Source organism: bacterium (genome assembly GCA_021372515.1).
In the GTDB taxonomy this organism is placed as follows: domain Bacteria; phylum Gemmatimonadota; class Glassbacteria; order GWA2-58-10; family GWA2-58-10; genus JAJFUG01.
In genome coordinates this window covers 15,902-38,090 of sequence record JAJFUG010000155.1, presented here as the reverse complement: position 1 = coordinate 38,090, position 22,189 = coordinate 15,902, and the positions used below count along the sequence as shown (strand labels likewise).

At 60.6% G+C, this 22,189-nt stretch carries 14 protein-coding genes; 7 read left to right on the top strand and 7 right to left on the bottom strand.

Going from position 1 to position 22,189, the window contains the following annotated elements; translation table 11 throughout:
- Positions 1–430 precede the first annotated feature (430 nt).
- The 5 genes from LLH00_14630 to LLH00_14610 form a co-directional block, all read right to left on the bottom strand.
- Entirely contained in the window at positions 431–1,057 is a 627-nt protein-coding gene (locus LLH00_14630; protein MCE5272512.1) for an N-acetyltransferase, read from the bottom strand.
- A gap of 46 nt (positions 1,058–1,103) precedes the next feature.
- On the bottom strand, positions 1,104–2,261 hold the full coding sequence (gene wecB, locus LLH00_14625; protein MCE5272511.1) for a UDP-N-acetylglucosamine 2-epimerase (non-hydrolyzing): 1,158 nt from the start codon (positions 2,259–2,261) through the stop codon (positions 1,104–1,106).
- Complete coding sequence (locus LLH00_14620) at positions 2,248–3,522, bottom strand: glycosyltransferase (GenBank protein ID MCE5272510.1); 1,275 nt, start codon at positions 3,520–3,522, stop codon at positions 2,248–2,250. The genes wecB and LLH00_14620 overlap by 14 nt, the downstream gene beginning before the upstream one ends.
- A gap of 581 nt (positions 3,523–4,103) precedes the next feature.
- Positions 4,104–5,753: a sulfatase-like hydrolase/transferase gene (locus LLH00_14615; protein ID MCE5272509.1), complete on the bottom strand. Its 1,650-nt coding sequence runs from the start codon at positions 5,751–5,753 to the stop codon at positions 4,104–4,106.
- A complete protein-coding gene (locus tag LLH00_14610; protein ID MCE5272508.1) occupies positions 5,750–7,408 on the bottom strand; it encodes a glycosyltransferase family 39 protein in 1,659 nt (552 codons plus the stop codon). The genes LLH00_14615 and LLH00_14610 overlap by 4 nt, the downstream gene beginning before the upstream one ends.
- Before the next feature lie 294 nt (positions 7,409–7,702).
- Between LLH00_14610 and LLH00_14605 the strand changes: the two genes are divergently transcribed.
- Positions 7,703–8,170, top strand: coding sequence for a DoxX family protein (locus LLH00_14605; protein MCE5272507.1), 468 nt, complete (start codon positions 7,703–7,705; stop codon positions 8,168–8,170).
- A 66-nt stretch (positions 8,171–8,236) separates the two neighbouring features.
- Here the strand turns inward: LLH00_14605 and LLH00_14600 are convergent, their stop codons facing one another.
- Entirely contained in the window at positions 8,237–9,721 is a 1,485-nt protein-coding gene (locus LLH00_14600; GenBank protein ID MCE5272506.1) for a hypothetical protein, read from the bottom strand.
- 457 nt (positions 9,722–10,178) lie between these two features.
- Here LLH00_14600 and acs point away from each other — a divergent pair, with 457 nt between their 5' ends.
- The 6 genes from acs to LLH00_14570 all read left to right on the top strand — a co-directional run bounded on the left by acs (position 10,179) and on the right by LLH00_14570 (position 21,144).
- On the top strand, positions 10,179–12,146 hold the full coding sequence (gene acs / locus LLH00_14595; protein ID MCE5272505.1) for an acetate--CoA ligase: 1,968 nt from the start codon (positions 10,179–10,181) through the stop codon (positions 12,144–12,146).
- A gap of 421 nt (positions 12,147–12,567) precedes the next feature.
- Positions 12,568–14,895, top strand: coding sequence for a T9SS type A sorting domain-containing protein (locus tag LLH00_14590; GenBank protein MCE5272504.1), 2,328 nt, complete (start codon positions 12,568–12,570; stop codon positions 14,893–14,895).
- Between the two features lie 37 nt (positions 14,896–14,932).
- A complete protein-coding gene (locus LLH00_14585; protein MCE5272503.1) occupies positions 14,933–15,583 on the top strand; it encodes a hypothetical protein in 651 nt (216 codons plus the stop codon).
- A 254-nt stretch (positions 15,584–15,837) separates the two neighbouring features.
- Positions 15,838–16,758, top strand: a complete 921-nt coding sequence (locus LLH00_14580; protein MCE5272502.1) for a formylglycine-generating enzyme family protein — start codon at positions 15,838–15,840, stop codon at positions 16,756–16,758.
- A gap of 177 nt (positions 16,759–16,935) precedes the next feature.
- Positions 16,936–17,673, top strand: a complete 738-nt coding sequence (locus tag LLH00_14575; GenBank protein MCE5272501.1) for a hypothetical protein — start codon at positions 16,936–16,938, stop codon at positions 17,671–17,673.
- Between the two features lie 213 nt (positions 17,674–17,886).
- Positions 17,887–21,144, top strand: a complete 3,258-nt coding sequence (locus LLH00_14570; protein ID MCE5272500.1) for an efflux RND transporter permease subunit — start codon at positions 17,887–17,889, stop codon at positions 21,142–21,144.
- 71 nt (positions 21,145–21,215) lie between these two features.
- On the opposite strand, the gene LLH00_14565 is transcribed toward LLH00_14570, so the two are convergent.
- A complete protein-coding gene (locus LLH00_14565; protein MCE5272499.1) occupies positions 21,216–22,091 on the bottom strand; it encodes an AraC family transcriptional regulator in 876 nt (291 codons plus the stop codon).
- Between the last annotated feature and the right edge of the window lie 98 nt (positions 22,092–22,189).

Below are 22,189 nucleotides of genomic sequence, written 5' to 3'. Positions count from 1 at the left end.
ATCCGGCGGACCTGGTTTTCGAAGATCGCGTTATCGAGCACGTTCTCCAGCGCGATCAGGTAGAGCACTCTGGGCATCAGTCGCCTTTTCCACCGGTCGGCGGAGTTTTGTACCATGCTGAGCTTTCAGGTGATATGCATGGCCCGGAAAATTATTCCTGCTTTCGTTTCGGCGAAAGCAGCAAAGCCAGGCGGCGAACTCGTCCAAACTTCGTCGCCACTTCCGGCTATGGTGTGCCCGAAGCAGCGATTCCGCTGCCTTGTTGCGGGGCGGCGCTGCCGCGAATCGCCGCCACACCACGGGACGTTTTCGACCACTTACGTTTCACGCTCCGCTGCACGCTGCCCGTGCTGCAGGCTCAGACATGCGCGGCCCCCAAAGACAAACACGGCGGCCTGACGGCCGCAGAGGGGCGGAGTTTGCCGGGGAGTCAATATTTGCCGACGTTTTCCCCGTCCGCCCGCACCGTGAGTCCCTGGCGTGAGTAGGCCCGCCCGCAGGCGCTGCAGGCGCAGGTCTCGCTCTCATCCTTTCCCAGGCCCAGGGGCAGACGTACGCCGCAGACACACATCCAGCCCTGGAGCCGGGCCGGCACCCCGAACACCAGCGCAAAGTCCGGCACGTCCCGAGTGACCAGCGAGGCCGCCCCGACAAAGGCGTGACGGCCCACCGTGTTGCCGCAGACCACCGTAGCGTTGGCTCCGATAGTCGCCCCCTCGCGCACCCGGGTGGTCATGTACTCATCCTTGCGCGGGGTGTGGCTGCGCGGGTTGATCACGTTGGTGAACACCATGCTCGGGCCGCAGAAAACGTAGTCCTCCAGGATCACCCGGTCGTAGACCGAGACGTTGTTCTGGATGCGCACCCCGTTGCCCACCACCGCGGTGGAGTGCACCACCACGTTCTGGCCCAGGTTGCACTTCTCGCCGATCCGGGCCCCCGGCATCACGTGGCAGAAATGCCAGATTTTCGTGCCCGCGCCGATCACCGCCCCGTCATCGACATAGGCGCTCTCATGGGCGAAATAGGGCTTGCCCTGACTGTCCGCCTGGCTCATTGGTCCGCTCCTGAAAGTTGAGGGCGCGCTTGCGCGCCGCCGGTTTCTACAGTCTGGCCCCGGTATCCACCAACCGCTCGGCGGGCGGCGCGGTCAAACGGTCGCGGCGGCGCTCCAGCTCGTCCAGGATTCTCTCGGCCACGCGGCCGTCCCAGAACTCCAGCTCGCCGCCGGCTTTCCAGCCGCCGTCCAGTATCCGCCGCGCCTGCTCGTACAGCCTGTCGCCATCGTGCCCGATCAGAAGGTTGGTGCCGAATTCCACGGTCTCGGGCCGCTCGGTGTTCTCGCGCAGGGTCAGGCAGGGGATTTTAAGGTAAGTGGTCTCCTCCTGGATGCCGCCCGAATCCGAGATCACCAGCCGGGATGAGCGCATCAGGCTGAGGAAATCCAGGTAGCCCTGCGGCTCGGCCAGGGTCACGCCCGGCTCGCGCTCCAGGCGCTCGAACAGGCCGAACGCGGCCAGGGTGCCACGGGTGCGCGGGTGTACCGGGAACACCACGGGCAGCTCGCGGGAGATGCGGCAGAGCGTGTCGATGATCCCGCCCAGCTTGGCCGCGTCATCCACGTTGCCCGGACGGTGCAGGGTGACCAGGGCGTAGCCGCCGCGCTTCAGGCCCAGGCGTTCCGGGGTGTCGCGGCCCTCGGCCCGGTCCAGGAAATGGATCAGGGTGTCGATCATGATGTTGCCCACCAGGCAGATACGCTCCGGCGGCACGCCCTCGGCCAGAAGGTTGCGGTCGGCCAGACGGCTGGTGGTGAACAGGACCTCGCTCAGGCAGTCGGTGACCATGCGGTTGATTTCCTCGGGCATGCGGCGGTCACGGCTGCGCAGCCCGGCCTCCACGTGGGCCGTGGGCACGTGCAGCTTGGAGGCCACCAGGGCCGCGGCCAGGGTGGAGTTGACATCCCCCACAACCAGCACCAGGTCGGCCGGGTCCTCGACCAGCACCTTTTCCAGGGCGACCATGATCCGGGCGGTCTGCTCGGCGTGGCTGCCGCTTCCCACCCCCAGGTGGATGTCCGGCTCGCGGATACCCAACTCCTGGAAGAACACCTCGTTCATGTTTTTGTCATAGTGCTGGCCGGTATGGACCAGACGGAACTCGAAGCTGTCGGGACGGCGCCCGGCGGCCCAGAGCAGAGGGGCTATTTTCATGAAATTGGGCCGTGCGCCCACCACCGCCACAACCTTAAGCCTCTGCATCGACTGCACTCTCCTGTTCGTGAATGCGCCCGTGCGCCGGGGAGTGCCCCAGCACGCGGCGATAGACCGTCTCGATCCGTCCGGCGACCGGGCCGTACTCGCAGGCGGCCGCCGACCGGCTGATATAATCTCTGTCCCAGGTCTGAGCCAGGGCCGCCTTGAGCGCCGCAGCCAGGGCCCGCGGGTCGCGAAGCGGGCAGAGGCGGCCCAGACGGCTGTCGTGCAGCAGCTCGTTTATCCCGCCGATGTCGGTCCCCACGACCGGGGCGCCGCAGGCCAGGGCCTCGGTTACTACACAAGGCCAACCCTCGCGCCAGCTCGGCAGGCAGAAAAGGTCGCAGGCGCGCAGCATGGCGGCCACCCGCTCGGGCGGCACCAGGCCGCAGAACTCGACTTTATCCGCCAGGCCCAGGCTGCCGAGCCGCGCCTTGAGCGAGTCGCCGTAGGCGGTGGGCCGTCCCGCGGCCACGCAGCGGAAACCCTCCGGCAGAGCGCCCGAGCTCTTCAGAATGCCCAGGGCCTCCACCAGGTCGCCGATCCCCTTGGTCTCGAAAATGTTGCCCACGTAGAGCAGCACTGTGCTGTCCTGCTCCCAGCCCAGGGCCTGCCGCTCCGCGGCGCGGTTGCCGGGATGGAATAGTGCGCTGTCATAGCCGTTGGGGATCCAGTGAATCCGTTCCTGCGGCACGCCCAGGGATTCCACCCGGGCGGCCAGGTCGCGGCTCACGCAGATCACGGCGTCCGCCCCGCGCAACACCCTCACGGTGGCCGCGGCGATACGCTCATTCGCGCGGCGTTCGGCGCTTTCGAACAGCCAGTTCACATCCGTGCCGTAGACAGTGACCACCAGCGGAAGGCCGTACTTTCTTTTTAGCGCCAAGCCGGTCAGGCCCAGGTCGTAGACACTGTGGCAGTGGACCAGGTCGAATTCCCGGGGCCGCAGCGCGCGGCGCAGGGCCAGGCTCTTTAAGCTCGGGTACAGGCGCGGGACAAACGGGTAGCGCAGCGTGCGCACCCGGATCGAATCGACCTCGCCCCGGCGCGGCGCCGGGAAATGCAGGGTCAGGCCGAGCAGACTGTAGAGGCCGGCCACCGCGCGGCTGCAGAACGGCACGAACAGCGGGTGCAGCAGGTTGTGCCGGACCGCCAGACGTTTCATCGCATTGAAGACGAAGCTGTTTTTCTGCCAGAAAAACGAGTCCGGGTCCGCCGGGTTGGGCAGGGAGTCGACCAGCAGCAGCACGTTGAGCCTATCGGTCATCCGTCTGTCTCCCCAGATGGTGCGCACCAGCCTATCCCGGGCCGCCCGAAAGCGCCCGGCTGCAATATATAACCATTTTCCGCTAAATAACAGAACTGTCCGGGGAAATCTTGTTTTTCGCGTACGCCGTGCCCCAACAAACATTTTTGTTCTCTGGGTTACGGCCAAGAGAACCAGAAGCCATTCGGGGCCGCGAACTCGTCCCAACCGCGACGCCATTTCAACCTTAAGTGTCTACGGAGTGATGATTCCGCTCCCGTGTTCAGGGCGGCGCTGCAGCGCAATCGCCGCCGGACCGCTGAGTTATTGCCGGGCCGGGCCTTTTCCCACGCCTTTACGCGCTGCCAATGCTGCAGGCTCAGACATGCGCGGCCCCTGAAGACAACTGCGGCGGTCTGCGGCCGCTGTGGGAAGGGACTCCCGAGGATATAGCCCAGGGTTTAGCGGTGGCCGTCCCGCCTCCCCCTTTGAAAAAGGGGGATTGAGGGGGATTTAATCTTATGAATCGGGCACGGCAGGCCGTGCTCCTTCCTCAGCCCCGGCCTGTAAGGGGAATCCTCAGGCTCACATGCCGCCCCCGCTCATTCGAAACTGAAAGTCCGCCAGGGCCCGGCCAGCTCCGGGCGCCCCTTGGGCGCCACCCGGAAAGTCCAGGGGTTGTACAGCGGAAAGGCGCGCCAGAACAGACGGTTGAAGGGGCCGAAAGTCTGGCCCGCGCCGCGCACCGGGAAACTGCCCTCCAGGTGGTACTTGCCCAGGCCGACCTTGTATTCGAGCACGTAGTCCGCCGCCGCGGGGCCGCTCCAGCGCACAGGCACCGCGCCCTGGTGCAGGTCCCAGTTTACGACCTGCCCCTCGGCCGGGAACGCCACCACCGGCGCGGCCTGGCCGATGAACGGGTCGACGCCGGAATCGCCCGCGCTGTCCGGGGTGGCCAGGACCGACTCGCGCAGACGGGCGCTTTCCAGGATGTGCGCGCTCAAAAGGCCCTGCAGGCGAAGTAATTCCTCCGGCTGCGCGCCGGCCAAGTCCTTGTGCTCGCCCGGGTCGGCGCGCAGGTCGAACAACTCGTAACGCGGGGCCGCGCCGGGCGAGGTGCGCTGGATCAGTTTCCAGTTGTCGCTCAGCACCGCGCGCAGCCAGTCCGGCTGGGTCGAGTCCGGGCACTGGTAGCCGCAGACACTGCATTCGCAGAACACGGCTGTCCGGGTGGGGGTGGTCCCGCCTTTCAACAGGCTGAGGAACGAGACCCCCTGCTGCGGCATGGCCGGGGCCAGGCCCGCGAGCTCGAACAGGGTCGGCATCAGGTCCACCCCCTGCACCGGCGCGCTCACCCGCGTGCCCTGCGGGATATGCCCGGGCCAGCTAACGATGAGCGGGATACGGATCAGCTCCTCGTACAGGGTGCCGTCCAGGCTGGTCGAGGCGTGCCCGATCCAGCCGTGGTCGAACTGCTCCTCGCCGTGGTCTGCCGAGACTATCACGATCGTGTTTTTCCGCAGGCCCAGGCTGTCCAGGGCGCGGAACACCGCCGCCAGCTCCTCGTCCTGGGCCGCCACCTCGCCGTCGTACAGGCCGTGGATTATCTCGCGGTCGCGGTCGCTGAAACGGTACTCGCCCCGGCGCATCAGCACATTGGCCCGCACCGCCTCCACCGCGCGGTCGCCCTTTTTAAGGCCGGGAAGGTAGCGGCGCAGGTACTTGTCCGGCGGGCTGTAGGGCAGGTGCGGCCCATGGTAGTGGTACCAGGCGAAGAATGTGGTGTCCTGCTCCAAGGCCAGGAACTGGGCCAGGTCGCGGCAGTCGTAAGGGGTGAACCCCAGGTGGGTGTAGTTGGGCATGGGGAACAGGTAGTTGATCTCGGGGACCAGGTAGCCCGCCGCGCGCAGGCGCTCCAGGGTGGTGACAAGCTGCTCCGGCACGCTCAGTCCGCGGCGCTCCACCCCGTGCACCGAGGGGTAGAGGCCGGTGAGCATACTGACCAGCGAGGGGTTGGTCCAGGAGGCGCTGGAGTAGGCCCGCTCGAATGTCACCCCGTGCGCGGCCAGCGAGTCGATCACCGGGGTGTGCGCCCGCTTGTAGCCATAGCAGCCCAGGCGGTCGGGGCGGAAACTGTCCACCGTGATCAGCACGATATTGGGCCGTCCGGGCAGGGGCGCGGCCTGTGCTCCCGCGGCGAAGAGGAAAGCCGCGGCGGCCGCGAGCACGTATCTCAGGGCGTTCGGTCTCAAGGCGTCCTCCCCGGGTCGCCGACAGGTGCGGCGCTGCTGTCGATCCGGGCCAGGAACCCTCGCACCCCGGGCGCTTCCGGGGCCTCGGGCTCCAGCTCCAGCCAGCGCCTGAAATACCGGGCCGCTGTGGTCTTGTCTTTTAGCTCGTAGGCCAGCCGCCCGGCCCCGTACCAGCCGCGGGCGAAACCCGGCTGAAGCTCGGTCAGGCGCTCGGTGGCGGCCAGGGCGGCGCGCTTGTCCCCGGCGTCGAACAGAAGCTGGGCCAGTGCGGGCAGCGGATTGGGGTCGGCGGGATACAGACGGGCCCAGTCCTGGAGCTCTTTCAGCTCGAAATCCTTGCGCCCGGCTTTCTCGCCGGCCAGGGCCGCGTTCTGGAAATACTGGGCCTGGATGGTCTTGTCCGGCAGAGCCTTGAAAAGGCCCGCGGCCAGGGCGGTTGGAAGGATTACAGCCGCAGCCAGGGCCCAACGCCGCTCACGAAGAGAGCGGACAAATCCATCCAGCGCCGCGCCGGTGAACAGGATTGTCACCGGCCAGAGCGGCAGGCGGAAACGGCTGGTCACGAAAAAGGCCACCAGCGCAGCCCCGTACAGCAGCGCATAGCCGTAGAGCGGCAACAGCTCCCGCCAGCGGCGGCGGGTGAGCCACACCCCGGCCAGGCCGAAAGCCAGGAAAAAGCCCCAGGACAGAACGGGCACGTGCAGCCAGCGGCTGTAGCGGCTGAAATGGTAGAAATTCATGTTGTTCGGCTCTTCGTAGTCTGAGGCGAGCTTGACCAGCTTTTTCGCCTCCAGGCGCAGGAACGCAGCCGAAAACGGCGGAGCCAGGCCCAGCTCCGGTTCGCAGTAGCCGCCGCGGGAGTCGAGGCTGTTGCCGATGCGCCAGTTGGCGGCGAACCCGGACTCGACCAGGGTCCAGCTCCCCCCGGCAATGCGGTTGTGCAGCGTGGCCGGGCAGACAGTCAGGAGAGTGACCGCGCACATGAGCACGGCCGGGGCCAGGCGGTTCCTGCCGGAGGCTCTGCCACTGCGCCACCAGACCCAGAACGCCGCCAGCGGCAGCAGGACCAGGGCGTTCGAGCGGGCCAGGGCGCCGAGGCCCAGCCAGAACCCGGCCAGGCTGGATGAGCGTAGCGGGCGCTCCGGGTTGAACGCCAGCAGCGCGCGCAGGAACAGCAGGTTCAGCAGGGTCACGAGCGTGGCCCGCAGAAGGAAACCCTCGTAGTACGGGAAAATCGGGGTCAGCGCCATCAGGGCCGCGGCCCAGAGCCCGGCGCTCCGGCCGAAAAGCCGCCGCCCCAGGTCGTAGACCAGCGCCACGGACAGGCTGCCCGCGAGCGCCTGGAACAGGGCCACGGCCAGCGGGCTGGGGCCGCAGGCTTTGTAGACCAGGGCCAGAAGGTAGGGATAGAGGGGGGCCTGGTAGAACGCCTTGTGATCGGTGAGCTGCCCCCCGGCGATCCGCACGGCCCAGTCATGGAACACGGTCATGTCGTAGCCGGGCAGGGAGGGCCCGAACAGGGGGTTGCCCCGGATGGACAGAATGTAGGCGACCCGGAAAGCCAGCGCCGCGGCAACGATTGCCGCGAGCGGCAGGTGTGGGGCAAATTTCTCCCACAGCCCGCGACGTTCGGGTGTGATGATCTCAGAAGCCATTGATTCGCAAGCCGTTGGAAGTGATCACCTGTCCGGCCGCTGCGGCCGGTCTGTCTCCTGCCCCCCGGGATGCACTTAGCATGCCAGGACAATGCCCGCTGCCCGGTTCCGCACGGAAGGGACCGGAGACAGCCGGAAATATTTCCTTATCCGGCCAGCCATGTCTTTACAATCGGATTTCCAGGAAAGATAATAATAAAGCGGTTCGATGAGAATATGCCTCTGGATGCTGTCTTCCCCGAGGGAGAGCTTTCGGGAAGCGGCGCTTGCGGTAACCTATTTCCCGGAGGGGATATGTCACAATCCGAAACAGCAGTCTGCGGCTGGCGTTACGACACGGGTCTGTTGATCCTGCGCCTGGGTATCGGGATATCGATGATGTTGCACGGCTGGCCCAAGCTCATGGGTGGCGCCGAACTATGGGGCCACCTGGGGCAGGCGATGGGCAACCTGGGGATCACTTTCCTGCCGGTGTACTGGGGGTTCGCCGCCGCCTGCGCCGAGTTTTTCGGGGGGCTGTTCCTGGCTCTCGGCCTGGCGTTCCGTATCGCCGCGGCGGTGCTGGTGTTCCAGATGATCGTGGCCTCGACATTCCATCTGGCTGGCGGGGACGGGTTCCAGGTGGCCTCGCACGCGATCGAGCTGCTGGTGGTGTTTTTCAGCCTGATTTTCATCGGACCGGGGCGCTGCAGCCTGGACGGCTTTTTCTGCCGGCGCAGACGCAGCGGCGCTTCAACGGGGGAGCCACCCGCAGCGCAGTGAGATTGTTGCAGACGGAGGAGACCCGCAGGGCGGGCGGACATGGCTGCCCTGCGGTGGGGGATTCTGTCAGATCGCGGCTACGCCCGGGATTTCATCCGCGGACAGTTTCTGCACCGCATGGGTCAGCGAGGTGTAGACCGGGATCTTTTCATGGCTTTCGGGACGTACTTTCTGCGCGTAGCCGTTGCGGGCGGCGATAATCTCACCCAGCATCCCCAGCAGCATCCCCAGCATCAGACCCTCGCTCACCCCGCCCATGGTATTGTTGTAAATCCAGGCCAGCATGGCCGCGGTCACTAAAATGACCGGGAAAGCTATCGCCGCGTTACGCATGGCTTTGCGCAGGCGGAGCCAGCCGGCCAGGGAGTTCAGGTAGCGCTCGACCAGAAGGGCCGCGGCGATTTTCGGGTCCTCGCTCGAGAAAAAGGCCGACAGGCAGGCCGTGAGATATTTTTCGCGTTCCCGGTTCGAAAGCAACTGGACCACCAGTATGTGCTCGACCGTTTCCTCCTGCAGGACCCGCAGCACAAGATAGTTCTCGCGCAGCAGATAGCAGGCCGCCTCGCTGGGAAGGCCGCTGCAACCGAACAGGGCCTCGCGTTGCAGGACTTTGGCCCCGCCCGGCCGGGTGCGGCACATGTTGAGCAGGGAGTGGTTGATTTTCATGACCGCCAGGCCCGGGTCTTTCTCGGTGGGGACAAAGAATTCGAGAGTGTTCTGCGCGGCCAGCTCGCGCGCGCCCTCGATCCAGTTCGCATCCAGCCAGTTGTTGAAAGCGGTGAAGCCGCTGCGCTCGATGGTCTCGGCCTCACGCTCCATGTGCAGGTCGAGCATGTTCTTTTTCAAGTAGTTGTAATCTATGGTCGGGCTGTTGAGCGTGGTGTACAGACGGTCGCGCAGCTCCATGGCCTCCTGGCGCATTTTCTTTTCCAGGAAAGTGTCCGTTTTCATCCCGGTGACCGACTTGGAGCGTCGAATGTTGTCGAAAACGTAGTTGTCCAGAATCTGGTTTTCATCCAGAAGCTTGGGCAGTTTCACTTTCTCCAGGATCTCGGGGATCGGGAGGTCTTTGCTCTTGATGTTTTTCAGCTCGCGGTAGCGCTCGTTCAGCATGACAGTCAGGCCGGCGTTCCAGGCCCAGTCGCGCAGCCGGGTCAATTCCCATTCCTGGACCCGCGCCCGGACCTTGTTGTTCTCCTTGACCCCGAAAGGACGGGTGGCGAAAAGAAGGAAAAGCTCCATCAGCTGGCAGTCCTCCAGCGCAACGCCGCCAGACAGATCTGGCAGGCCCTCACGCAAGCTGTCCGGAGCGAACAGCTTGCGCAGCAGGTAAAACTTGTAGCTTTTAACCGGATCCTCCGCCTCGAAACTCCGGGCGCCCCATTCCTCCAGGCGCTTGAGCACCGGCTTGAGCTCCTCCGGGTGCGACCGCGCGACCTCCATCAGGCCCTCGAAGTCGTATTCGCGGACCCGGGCGAACACCTCGCCGAAATACTCAAGCTCCTGCTCCCCCTGCAGAAAGGCGAGGCCGCGCTTTTTGGCCTGTTCCAAAATCAACGCTTTAGTCAACATTTCCCGGCCGCTGAGCTCTTGGTGAAAGCGAATTGTCCGACAATATAAATAGATACTCCAGGCCACCAGGCCCGGACGGGTTGATCCGTTCGGTGATATGTCTCGGTCCGGACAGGATGATAGCAACATGCGTGCCCGGGTTTTACAGCGCGTTAACTGCTTTCAGGGCAGGACCAACCCGTTTTTTATCCCAAAAGCGTTGAGCGTTTTACTGGCTGAGATCGTGCAGTGACGGGCAGATTCGGACGCCGGATTTGTGTGCGCGGCAAGACTCGCCTTGCAATGAGAAAGACAATCAATCAAATTACGGATCGGCCCATTTTCTCTTTGCCAACGCTTGACTTGGAGTGTTTATTACTCCTACAATATTAACATATCAATTATTTTGTGCATGTCTTAACGCTCGCTCAATCCGTTGGCCACGGGAGGTCTGTCGATGACAGCGAACACCGGCTCCACGGCGGAGGAATCCGCCAAGACTATCGATGTACTGCTCGAGGAGGGGCGGGTGTTCGACCCGCCGGCGGCTTTCGCGGCCCAGGCCAATGTCAACGACCCGTCGGTCTACGAGCGCGCCCGCCGCGACCCGGAAGCGTTCTGGGAGGAGTTCGCCCGTCAGCTCCACTGGTACCGCAAGTGGGAGAAAGTCCTGGACTGGCAGCCGCCCGATGCCCGCTGGTTCGTGGGCGGCCAGACCAATGTCTCCTTCAACTGCGTCGACCGTCACGTGCGCGGCGGCCTGCGCAACAAGGCGGCCCTGATCTGGGAGGGCGAGCCGGGCGAAAAGCGCACCCTCACCTACTGGGACCTCTACCGTCAGGTGAACAAGTTCGCCTCCGTGCTCAAGAAACTGGGAGTGAAAAAGGGCGACCGGGTGGCGGTCTACCTTCCGATGATCCCCGAGATGGTGATCTCGCTGTTGGCCTGCGCCCGGATCGGGGCCGTGCACTCGGTGGTGTTCGCCGGGTTCAGCCCCGAGGCGTTGCGCGACCGGATCAACGACGCCAAGGCCAAGGTGCTGATCACGGCAGACGGCGGCTACCGCCGCGGCTCGATCATCCCGCTCAAGCATGACGCCGATTACGCCCTGATGGATACACCCTCCATCGAGCACGTGATAATTGTCCAGCGCGATAAGTTCCCCCTGCGGGTCAAGGAGGGCCGCGACCACTGGTACCACCGTCTGATGCAGGAGGCCGAGGGGTTCTGCGAGCCCGAGCGCATGGACTCGGAGGACCTGCTCTACATCCTCTACACCTCCGGCACCACCGGCAAGCCCAAGGGGATCATGCACACCACCGGCGGCTACATGGTCGGCACCTACGCCACCACGAAGTGGGTCTTCGACCTGAAGCCCGAGGACGTGTTCTGGTGCACGGCGGATGTGGGCTGGGTCACCGGGCACAGCTACCTGGTCTACGGCCCCCTGTCCAACGGAGCGACTATCGTGATGTACGAGGGCGCCCCGGACTGGCCCGACCGCGACCGTTTCTGGCAGATCATCGAGGACTACGGCGTGACCGTGTTCTACACCGCGCCCACCGCGATCCGGGCTTTCATGCGCTGGGGCGAGGCCGAGCCCGCCCGTCACGACCTGTCCACGTTGCGCCTTCTGGGCTCGGTGGGCGAGCCGATCAACCCCGAGGCCTGGATGTGGTACCACCGCAATATCGGCCGCGAGCGCTGCCCGATAGTCGACACCTGGTGGCAGACCGAGACCGGCTCGATCATGATCGCCCCGCTGCCGGGCATCACCCGGACCAAGCCCGGCTCGGCCACCCTGCCCCTGCCCGGGGTCGAGGCCGCGATCCTGACCGAAAAGGGCGAACGGATCGAGGAGGGCGGTGGACTGCTCGCCCTCACCCGTCCCTGGCCCTCGATGCTGCGCGGCATCTACGGTGACCCGGAGCGGTACAAGGCGCAGTACTGGTCCAAGTGGCCGGGGTTGTATTTCACCGGGGACGGGGCCAAGCGGGACGCGGACGGTTATTTCTGGGTCCTGGGGCGGGTGGATGACGTGATGAACGTGGCTGGCCACCGCGTGAGCACCATGGAGGTCGAGAGCGCGTTCGTGGACCACCCGGACGTGGTCGAGTGCGCCGCGGTGGGGATAGATCACGAGCTGAAAGGTCAGGCCATCGCCGCCTTTGTCACCCTGCGCGAGAGCGTGCAGCCGGACGCCGGACTGCAGAACCGGCTCAAGGACCACGTGGTGCGCAAGATCGGCGCAATCGCCCGGCCCGACAAGATCATTTTCTCGGCCGAGCTGCCCAAGACCCGCAGCGGCAAGATCATGCGCCGTCTGCTCAAGGACATCGCCATGGGCCGCGTGCTGGGCGACACCTCCACCCTGGCCGACCCCTCGGTGGTGGACAGCCTCAAGCGCCGCTACGAGGAGGACTGAGGCATAGGCTTTATATCTAAACGCACTCAAAGGCCGCTCACGGGAAACTCCGGGGCGGCCTTTTTGTTTGTAATGAATGAATAGAATGTTATTTATGAATGTCGTAGTGTGAATAGAGAAATAAAATTGAAAGCATAAAAAATAGCGGGAAAACCTTGACAAAACGAAGGAGTGAAATTTAGAATTGAAAGGGAGAAATATAGCGTACCGTTGCGTTGAATGATAATAAAAAGCCCATGCCGTTCCAGTCCGCCAAGACATTCCCGGCATGGGCCATACTGACAATCCCCTGGGGGATTGCAATTTAAGTATAGCCATGTCCCCCAGGGATTGTCAACCTCTTTGCCGAAAGGAGGTTGGCATGGAGCAGAGGTGATAAGTCAATTTCATTGACAAACAACTCTTTACAGGGGATGACATGATGACTCAGTCCAAGATAATTACTGCATTCGTCTTTCTAATATTATGCAGCTTTTCAGCCGCATTCTCACAGAATAATCTTCTTAAGTCTAACTTTTTATCATTCCGTGCACCCTCAATTGACAGAACGATAGGCTCCAGAGACAGTAATGTTTACGAACGAATGCAATATTACGGTTTTTGGAGTGGTGCACCAATGGTTTATTTTGATGGTTTCTTAAGGAATCACGAGTCTCAGCTGAATTCAGCAGGTATATTATTGTATGATCAATATGTCACTGCTGCTTTAAACGATTATAAAACCTGGATGGGAAATAATAAAAATTACTTCCCTCCAGTGAGCGATCGATTTAGGCATAGAATGAATAAGAAGATGCTTCTTTCCTATAACACTAATTATACCTATTGTCTTCTTGTGGACAGTTGTATGTCGAATATTCCAAGTGCAAGCAAGAAGACAAAGGCTATGGAGGTAATAGCCAAATCCATTGCCACCACGGACTCCTTATTCCGCGGTTGGTACGGTTGCGATTCAATTTATCATCAAATCTGCGAAGAATTGCAATTTCAGTGGAAAGACGGTAAGTTGAATCACGATTTTTCAAAATATGTTCAGTATGATTCTGTTGCTGGTTATAGATTGTTCTTTTCGGTTATGGATTCAATTTCATTGTTGGCAAAGCAAAGGATGAGAGATTCAACCACATCAAAAACAGCTGTGGAATGGGGCTGGGGACGCAATCAATTCTATACGACTGATCCGACTAATACCGCCCAATTTAGAATAGATTTGTATCATATGCTTATGAATGTAAATTATATAGTCATGATAGTTAATTATGATAATCTTCAAGGTGATTTAATAGGGTCGAACGCAGTTGGTGACAGCATCAGCCGCAATGGGCGAAAGCTCGCCGCAAGGGTGACATGGTGGGGAGATACTCTCAGTGTTAATCAATCAAGCTCGTCATTCTATGAAAGCCTTCAGGACGCGACGAACTATTTAACCAATGCACAATTTCTATCAGTTTTTCCAGGGGACTATTTAGACGGAAGCGTTCGAATTTGGAACAGTTCTGTCAACCAGTATTTCTTTTTCAACAAGGATGCCTCTCAATGTTTTACCGCTTTATCCAAATGGCTGAATAAAAATTACTTGCCAGTAATTGATAAATTCAGCGAAGCTTACGTTGATACGGCTTGGTGGAATACAAGCGGTACTATAACCGCCAGTGGGGCAGATAGTATAATAACAATTTCATCCAGCGCCAGTATCCAAAGCAAACCTCATTTTGGAAGTTCCACCACGAGAGCAGTTATAAAGCGAAATGGAGATGCGAACGCAACTCAGGAATTAGGGATATTTTCTGGAAGTGGAGGTAGTCCCTCGCGGAGTGTTTATCTTTTTGTCAAAAACGACACCGCTTATACGAGGGCTAAAGTAGATGATAATCCTCCTGTCGTGACTAAGTACACTGCATTCGGCAGAATCAATCCAGCAACAAAGCATGAACTGAAGATAGAAAGATCGAAATACTATGCCGATTTTTACATTGACGGAAGCTATCTCGGCGAAGCGACTATGTATAATGGAGATGGAGATTTCGATTCGCAACTCTTGATTTACACAACAAGCGGTAGTAGCAGTATGATCGTCGATTCCACTTCAGTCATTGATGAATCCGCAGCCACGGTTGAGATAACCCTTACCGGTTCCCAGGTAACAGGCACACGTAACACCGCTACCGCCGCGGCTTCTTTCAATTGCTCCAAAGCGGCGCGAGTCCAGGGCTATCTTTACAGAAATGGTGTAAAAGCGCCATCAGCATTTTATGATTCCTACACCAACGTCACTTCCGGCAGCGCCTCGACCGTGGTCACGGTTGCCTATCCACAAGGTCCTGCAACTTATAACATAGGTTTCATCGCCAATTACGGTAGCGGCGCGGACAGTGTCAAGGCCAACAGCTTCACCATCTGCCGGGACAGCACCATCCTGGCTTCAGCCGGTGAAGAAGAGGAAGCGGCCTCTTTGCCCAGGGCATTTTCCCTAACGCAGAATGCGCCAAACCCGTTCAATCCGTCCACAACCATCAGCTATTCAATTCCTTCCGGCGTGTCATCCATTAATGTCAGCTTGGAGGTCTTCAATGTCCGTGGCCAGAGGGTGGCGACTCTGATCGACAACGAGGCGAAAGGTCCGGGTACCTATTCAGTGGCCTGGAACGGGACTAAATCCGACGGCCGAAGAGCGGCATCCGGCGTTTATTTCTATCGGCTGAGAGCCGGAAACTACGCTGTCACTCGCAAGATGGCAATAGTAAAGTAATCTCATTCATCCCGAGTCATAGCGACAGGAGGATACCATGCGCGCATTCAGGATCGCTATCGCTGTATTCATATTCTGCCTTGCAATGCCGTTTGCAGTCATGGGCGATGACGCCCTTCTGACAGTCAGGGGAAGTGGCTCCTCGGAACGCGACATAACCCAGATCCAGGAAATAATTCTGGCTATGGTAATGGGTTTACAGCGACAAGACCCCTATCTCGTTTGCATGTATTATCACCCCGATCCTCAGGACATGAAAGCTGATGCCGGGGCCGAGCTGGAATCTTTCAAAGCTACGCTCGACCGGTTTTTCAAGGCGTTTTCTTCCAGGACCCAGATGAATAAGCCTTATCCAGATATGACCAACACCTTTGACTTCATCGATCAGGAAAAAGATTTGCAGTTTTCCGAGGATGGGGAAGCGGCGCAGCTTGATATCAAGATAGGTTGTTATTCCCTGCCCGGCGATTCCAATGTTCTTGCCGAATTACCGCCAGAGAAGGTGAATGCCATGTCGGACGCTGATAAAGCTTTCAAGTCGCGGTTCAGAAAAACACATCTGAATTTCAGGAAGATAGAGGGCGCCTGGTACTTGACTTCCTTCAGCGGGCTTGGCAGTACGCTCGATGCCTTGTCAGCCCATTACCAGGCTGTTGAGACCGACTCTATGCAGAAGAGCAAGAATTAATCCGCTTTTAACTGGAGCGGGGATTGTCACGGACGATTTTCCCCGCTCCAATTAAATAAGTTGGAGGTGTAATGCCAACGAATGGTTACTTGTGGAACGGCAGTGTCCAGGAGATATATCTTGAACGGTAACACCGGATTCAGGGTATTTTCCAAATCACTCCTTTGTAAAGTGTTGATATTAAGTAAGGTAGAAAATAAAAAAATCATGGTATCATATTTGCCATAGTTTAACAGAAATCGGGAGGTATAAAAATGAAAACTTTTCTCAAAATATTGATTCCGCTCCTCATCGTCTTGGCTGCCGCCTGCGGCCACGACAGCCTGCCCACCGAGACGGAACCGCCCGAGACGGAACCGCCCCTGACCACAACGGTGTACCACGGCATAACCCTGGTCTCCCTGCCGGGCGGCAGTTTCCAGATGGGTGACACCACTGGCAACAGCGACGAGTTGCCGATACACGCTGTCACTTTAAGCCCATTCGAGATGAGCGCCTACGAGATCACCAACGCCCAGTACGCTGCTTTCCTGAACGAGGCCCTGGCCGCCGGGGAAATTAACGTGGTCAGTGGTTATGTCAAAGGGGTCACCGGTGACTACGCGGGATGCGACTACATCCATCTCGCCGGGTATGATTACTCCGGGGGGCCAGAAGACAGTTGCTGGGTCCGGTACACTGGGACTGCGTTCATTGTCCGGGCCGGCAAGGAGCACTGGCCGGTTGTGTATGTGAACTGGAGCGGGGCGAAAGCCTTTGCCGGGTTTTATGGTCTGGACCTGCCGACCGAGGCGCAGTGGGAGTACGCCAGCCGGGCGGGCAAGCAGTACGAGTGGGGCACGGATGACGGCACTTTCTCCGTGGGAAAAGGCAATGTAACACCATACTGGCATCCTGTAGATATAGGCGGTTACGCCCCCAATCCGTTCAAGCTTTACGACCTGGTGGGGAATGTCTCAGAATGGTGCCGGGACCTGTATGCCAGCGAGTATTACAGTGTCAGCCCGCGCAATGACCCGGCCGGGCCTGCCACCAATAAGACCACCGAAGGGCGGGTAATACGTGGAAGCAGTTTTGGGAGCAACGATTTCTTCTCACGTTCAGCATCTCGGATCGGATATCTTGGATCGGAGTATTTCGGTTCCTCTGTTGGCTTTCGTGTTGTACGGAATTAACCACGGGGGCAGCAAACGAATGGTGCGATAAAAATCCTGGCCGCAGTGCTGCTGGCCGCCTTGGCCGCCGGTTGCGGTGAGGACAATTTGCCCACCGAGACGGAACCGCCCCTCACCACCCCGGTGTGGTTTCTGAATGAATGCCAGGGCTGATCGCCTGCAGCCGGAAGAGCTGATATGCCGCTGAAGACTAAACTCCCGCTGTTGTGCCTGGCTGTGGCGGCCCTGGCTGCGGCCGCTTGCTCGGACGACTCCGTGCCTTTCGGGCCGGAAAGCCTGGCTAAAAAAGATCTGGCTTTCTTCCCGCTGCGGAAAGGTTATAAAGTCGATTATAATTATTACTTCTCCGAAAAACTCGGATATGAAATTATCACCGGAGGGAGATATGAAAATAACTGGCGGAAAGATGGGGAGTTTCATCTGGAAGTGATTGACACTTATACCAAAGAATCCGAGAAGGAGGTTTTCTATAAAATAAGGACCGTATTTGTCATAAAAGCAACCTATTCCTATAAGAGTCCATCAGACACTACCTGGATCAGCCGGACAGATACAACCACAACAACTGAACACTATATTATGCAGACAAACGGTTCTCTCTGGTACGTGACCAACGCCCCGAGCTTCGAGCGCCTGGAGGAGGGGGACACCACCCTGATGATGGCTTCCCCAGTGGCAAGCGGGGGAGAAATGCACTTGTTACTTTTTCCTGCTGGGGTGTTCGGCAGTGCTATATATCGCTATCAAGGGGACATAAGCGTAGATAATTCAAATATTTGTGGGTATTGTGATTATCCTTCCGGTTGTTGTTATACCGAAAAAAATAAAGGGATCACACTCATAGAAGACAGAAGTATAATAGACTCCCAGTCGAATTACGACGAATCCGAGATAAGACTTGAGTTGATAGAGTAAATTCTCACAGGCGTTTGTCGCGGCCCCCCCTGGCGTCCGGTCATTTATAGGCGTCCTGCCTTTTCCCCCCTCACCCCCATCCCGCTGTAACCTTTTGCGCCCGAGGTTGTCTTATACCGGAAGGGGCGTCCTCGCTTGCGCCGCCGCCCCCGAAACGGTATCTTTTGCCAATCGAGAAGATAAGCCCCCTGGAACCCCGAGCCCGGCGAGAAGATGAAACTCATAGACATGTCCATCCGGCGGCCCGTGACTGTCACCATGCTGATGGTCACCCTGGTGCTGTTCGGAGCGGTCGCCTACCAGCGTTTGCCGATCAACCTCCTGCCCGACATCTCCTATCCCACCCTCACGGTTCAGACCGAGTATGAGGGCGCCGCCCCCGAGGAGGTGGAGAACCTGGTCACCCGCCCGGTGGAGGAGGCGGTCAGCGTGGTGAACAAGGTGATGCGGGTCTCCAGCCGCTCGCGCTCCGGCATGAGCGAGGTCACTATCGAGTTCGAGTGGGGCACGCAGATGGATTTTGCCTCGCTGGACGTGCGCGAGAAACTGGACCGCGTGCAACTGCCCCAGGACATCAAAAAGCCGATCCTGCTGCGCTACGACCCCTCGCTCGAGCCGATCATGCGCGTGGGCCTGACCGGCAAGCGCGACCTGATGTACTACCGCACCCTGGCCGAGGAGCGGCTGAAGCCCAAGCTCGAGACCACGGACGGTGTGGCCTCGATTGAGGTCTCCGGCGGCTACGAGGAGGAAATCCATGTCCTCTTGAGCGAGAACAAGATTTCGGCCCTGGGCATGTCCATCGAGGACGTGGCCCGGCGCGTGGGGGCTGAGAACATCAACCTCACCGGGGGCACGCTCACCGACGGCGAGGCGGACTATCTGGTGCGCACGATCAACCAGTACCAGCAGCCGGAGGAGATCGAGGACATCATCATCGAGCGGCGCGACAACGCCCTGATCCGCCTGTCCGATGTCGGCCGGGTGGAGCGCGGCTTCAAGGACCGCCGCATAATCACCGCCCTGGGCGGGGCCGAGAACATCGAGCTGGCCGTGTACAAGGAGGCGGACGCCAACACCGTGCTGGTGGCCCGCCGGGTCCAGCAGCGCCTTAAAGAGATCCAGAACGAGTACGGGGCGGACGGCTCGATGAAGCTGGAGACGATCACCGACCAGAGCCGCTTCATCGACCAGTCGATCCACGAGGTGCTCACCAGCGCGGTGATCGGCGGTGGCCTGGCGATTGTGATTCTCTACCTGTTCCTGCAGCAGGTTTTCCCCACGCTCATCATCTCGCTTTCCATCCCGATCAGCGTGGTGGCGACTTTTTTCTTCATGTACATCTCCAACGTCTCTCTAAACATTATGTCCCTGGGCGGTCTGGCCCTGGGCGTGGGCATGCTGGTGGATAACTCCATCGTGGTGCTGGAGTCGATAGACCGCTACCGGAAGGACGGCCTGAGCCGGGTCGATGCGGCGCGCAAAGGGGCCGCCCTGGTGGGCATGCCGGTCATCGCCTCGACCATGACCACGGTCTGCGTGTTCCTGCCGATAATTTTCATCAGTGGCGTGGCGGGCCAGCTTTTCGCCGACCAGTCGCTCACCGTGACCTACAGCCTTCTGGCCTCGCTCCTGGTGGCCCTGACCCTGATCCCGATGATGAGCAGCGGGTTCCGCGGCGGCCAGAGCTTCGGCAGCGAGGGCCTGACCGGCCAGCCCGTGAGCGAGACCCATCCGTTGAGCCCCTCGGCCGGGCAGTGGGGCGGATACCACGGCGGCCCGGCCTGGCTGCGGCGGTTGTCCGGGCTGAGCCTGACCGCGCTCAAGGCGGTGTTCTACTGGCTGCCGTTCAGCCTTCTTACCGGGATCAAGTACCTGGGTCTGGGTCTGGGCCTGGTGCTGGGCTTTTTCATCAAGCCGCTGCTCAGGACGCACAGTTTCCTGTACGGCAAGCTCGAGCCGGGCTATGGTCGGCTGATCCGCTGGGTGCTGACCCACCGTCTGGTCACCCTGCTGGTCGCCGCGGTGACTTTGGGTTCCTCGATGCTGATCTACCCGCGCCTGGGCATGGAGCTGATCCCCGAGATGAGCCAGGGTGAGGTGCTGGTGGGCCTCAAGATGCCGGTGGGCACTCCGGTGGAGCGGACCAAGGCCGTGATGGACGAGATGCAGCGCGTGGCCTCGGACCAGCCGGAGATGCGCCTGGTCTATGTCACGGCCGGGGTAAGCTCGATGACCGGCGGCAGCCTGAAAGACGAGCGCGAGGACATCGGCCAGATGACCCTGCTGCTCAAGCCGGGTGTGGACCGGGAGCACGAGGAGGCCTTGATCGAGCGCCTGCGCGCGCGCTACGAGATGATCCCCGGGGCGGCGGTCAAGTTCGGCCGGCCCGTGCTCTACAACTACAGCACCCCGGTGGAGCTGGATATCCGCGGCTACAACCTCAAGACCCTGGGCCGCATGAGCGACGAGGTGGTGGCGCGCATGCGTGAGGTGCCCGGCCTGACCGACATCAAGAGCTCGATGGAGGGGGGCAACCCCGAAATCCAGGTGCTGTTCCGCCGCGACCGTCTGGCCGCCATGGGCCTGACCCTGAACCAGATCTCGCAGGTGCTGCGCGGCAAGGTGTTGGGCGATGTCCCCACCGAGCTGCACCGCATGGGACGTAAGGTTGATATCCGGGTGCGGGTGGATGAGCAGGACCGCAACCGCATCTCCGACATCCGCCAGCTCACCGTGGCCACGGTTGGCGGACAGCCGATCCCGCTGGAGGCCGTAGCCGACCTGGTGGTCGAGCAGGGGCCGAGCGAGATACGGCGAGTGGACCAGGAGCGCGTGGTGGTGATCTCGGCCGGGCTGGCCGGGGCCGACCTGGGCAAGGTCACCGGCGAGATCCAGAAAAAGCTGGCCGATATCGCCGTGCCGCCCGAGATCAGCATCGCCTTCGGCGGCCAGGGCCTCGAGATGACCCGCTCGCTCAACAGCATGATTTTCGCCGTGAGCCTGGCCATTTTCCTGGTCTACCTGGTGATGGCGAGCCAGTTCGAATCTCTCCTGCACCCCTTTGTGATCCTCTTCACCGTGCCGTTCGGCCTGGTGGGGGTGATCTGGTCGCTCTACCTGACCAGCGGCGTGATCAGCGTGGTGGCGCTGATCGGGGTGGTGATGCTGTGCGGGATTGTGGTCAACAACGCCATCGTGCTGGTGGACTACGTGAACGTGCTGCGGCGCGAGAAGGGGATGAACAAGTTCGATGCCCTGATCGAGGCGGGCCAGGCGCGCCTTCGGCCGATCCTGATGACCACCGGCACAACTGTGCTGGGCCTTCTGCCCATGGCGATCGGCCTGGGCGAGGGCAGCGAGGTGCGCGCCCCGATGGCGATAGTGGTGATCGGCGGCCTCAGCGTGGCCACGCTGCTCACCCTGGTGCTGCTGCCCACGATCTACTCGCTGCTGGACTGGCGCAAGTAGAGACAGGAAAGCCCGGCGCAGGCAACTTACGACACCTGTCTGCGCCGGGCATTTTATTTATCTGCGGGTTCTCAACGGGGCAGCAGCGCCACCTGGACCTCGGTGAGGAGTTCCTCCGGCGGGGTGCTGTCCGGAGGGTTGAGGTACACTTCCAGCGAGGCCTGTGGTTTCATCTCGCGCCCGTGCTCGGGCATCCAGCGCCCCATCAGCTCGGCATAGGTCTGGTGCAGGTTTTCGAACGGCCCGCGGTGCAGCACCACCGCGTACTCTCCCTCCGGTATGTACTGCGTCCCGATCCCACCCTCTCCCTCGATGTCCTCCCCGACCGTGATACTGGCGTCATAGCGGATATTCTCCGGTGCGGTCACCTCCGGGTCATCGTGGCAGATTCCGATGAAAGAGGCGCCCGGGCCGAGCAGCCCCCGCGGGCCGGCCCAGGCGCAGAGCCTGTCCCAGGCCACCCCGCACTGGGCGTAGGGTCCGGTGTTGCGCACGAACGCCACTTTGCGGCGGGGCATTTTTTTCAGCGTGACTTCCATTTTAGATTTTTCTCCTGAGTAGAGAAAAGCGTAATCGTGTTCGTTCCCGGCGCTTTCATGGCTCGGACGGCGACGGCTGCGATAGCGGCTCGGCGGCTCGCCGAACTGAGCGCAGAAAGCTCGGGAGAATGACTCGACAGTCTCGTAGCCGGCCTGGAATGCGATCCGCGTTACCGGCAGAGCGCCGTAGATCAGCAGGCTGGCGGCCCGCTCCAGCCTCAGACGGCGTATGTAGGCCTTGACAGTTTCCCCCACCATGCCGCAGAACACGCGGTGGAAATGGAAGCTGCTGAAACAGGCGATACGCGCCAGCTCATCGAGAGAGACAGGTTCATCCAGATGCTTGTCGATATGAACCAGGACCCGGGTCATTCTCTCCCGATAGTCTTTCAGGGTGTCCTCGGTCATCCTGCTCCAATGTAAAGCCCCCCGCGCGCCGAAGCTTGACATTTTTTGCTCATATCCGCCGTGATGATGAAAAAGCCGGATTGCGCTCTGCGGCGGGG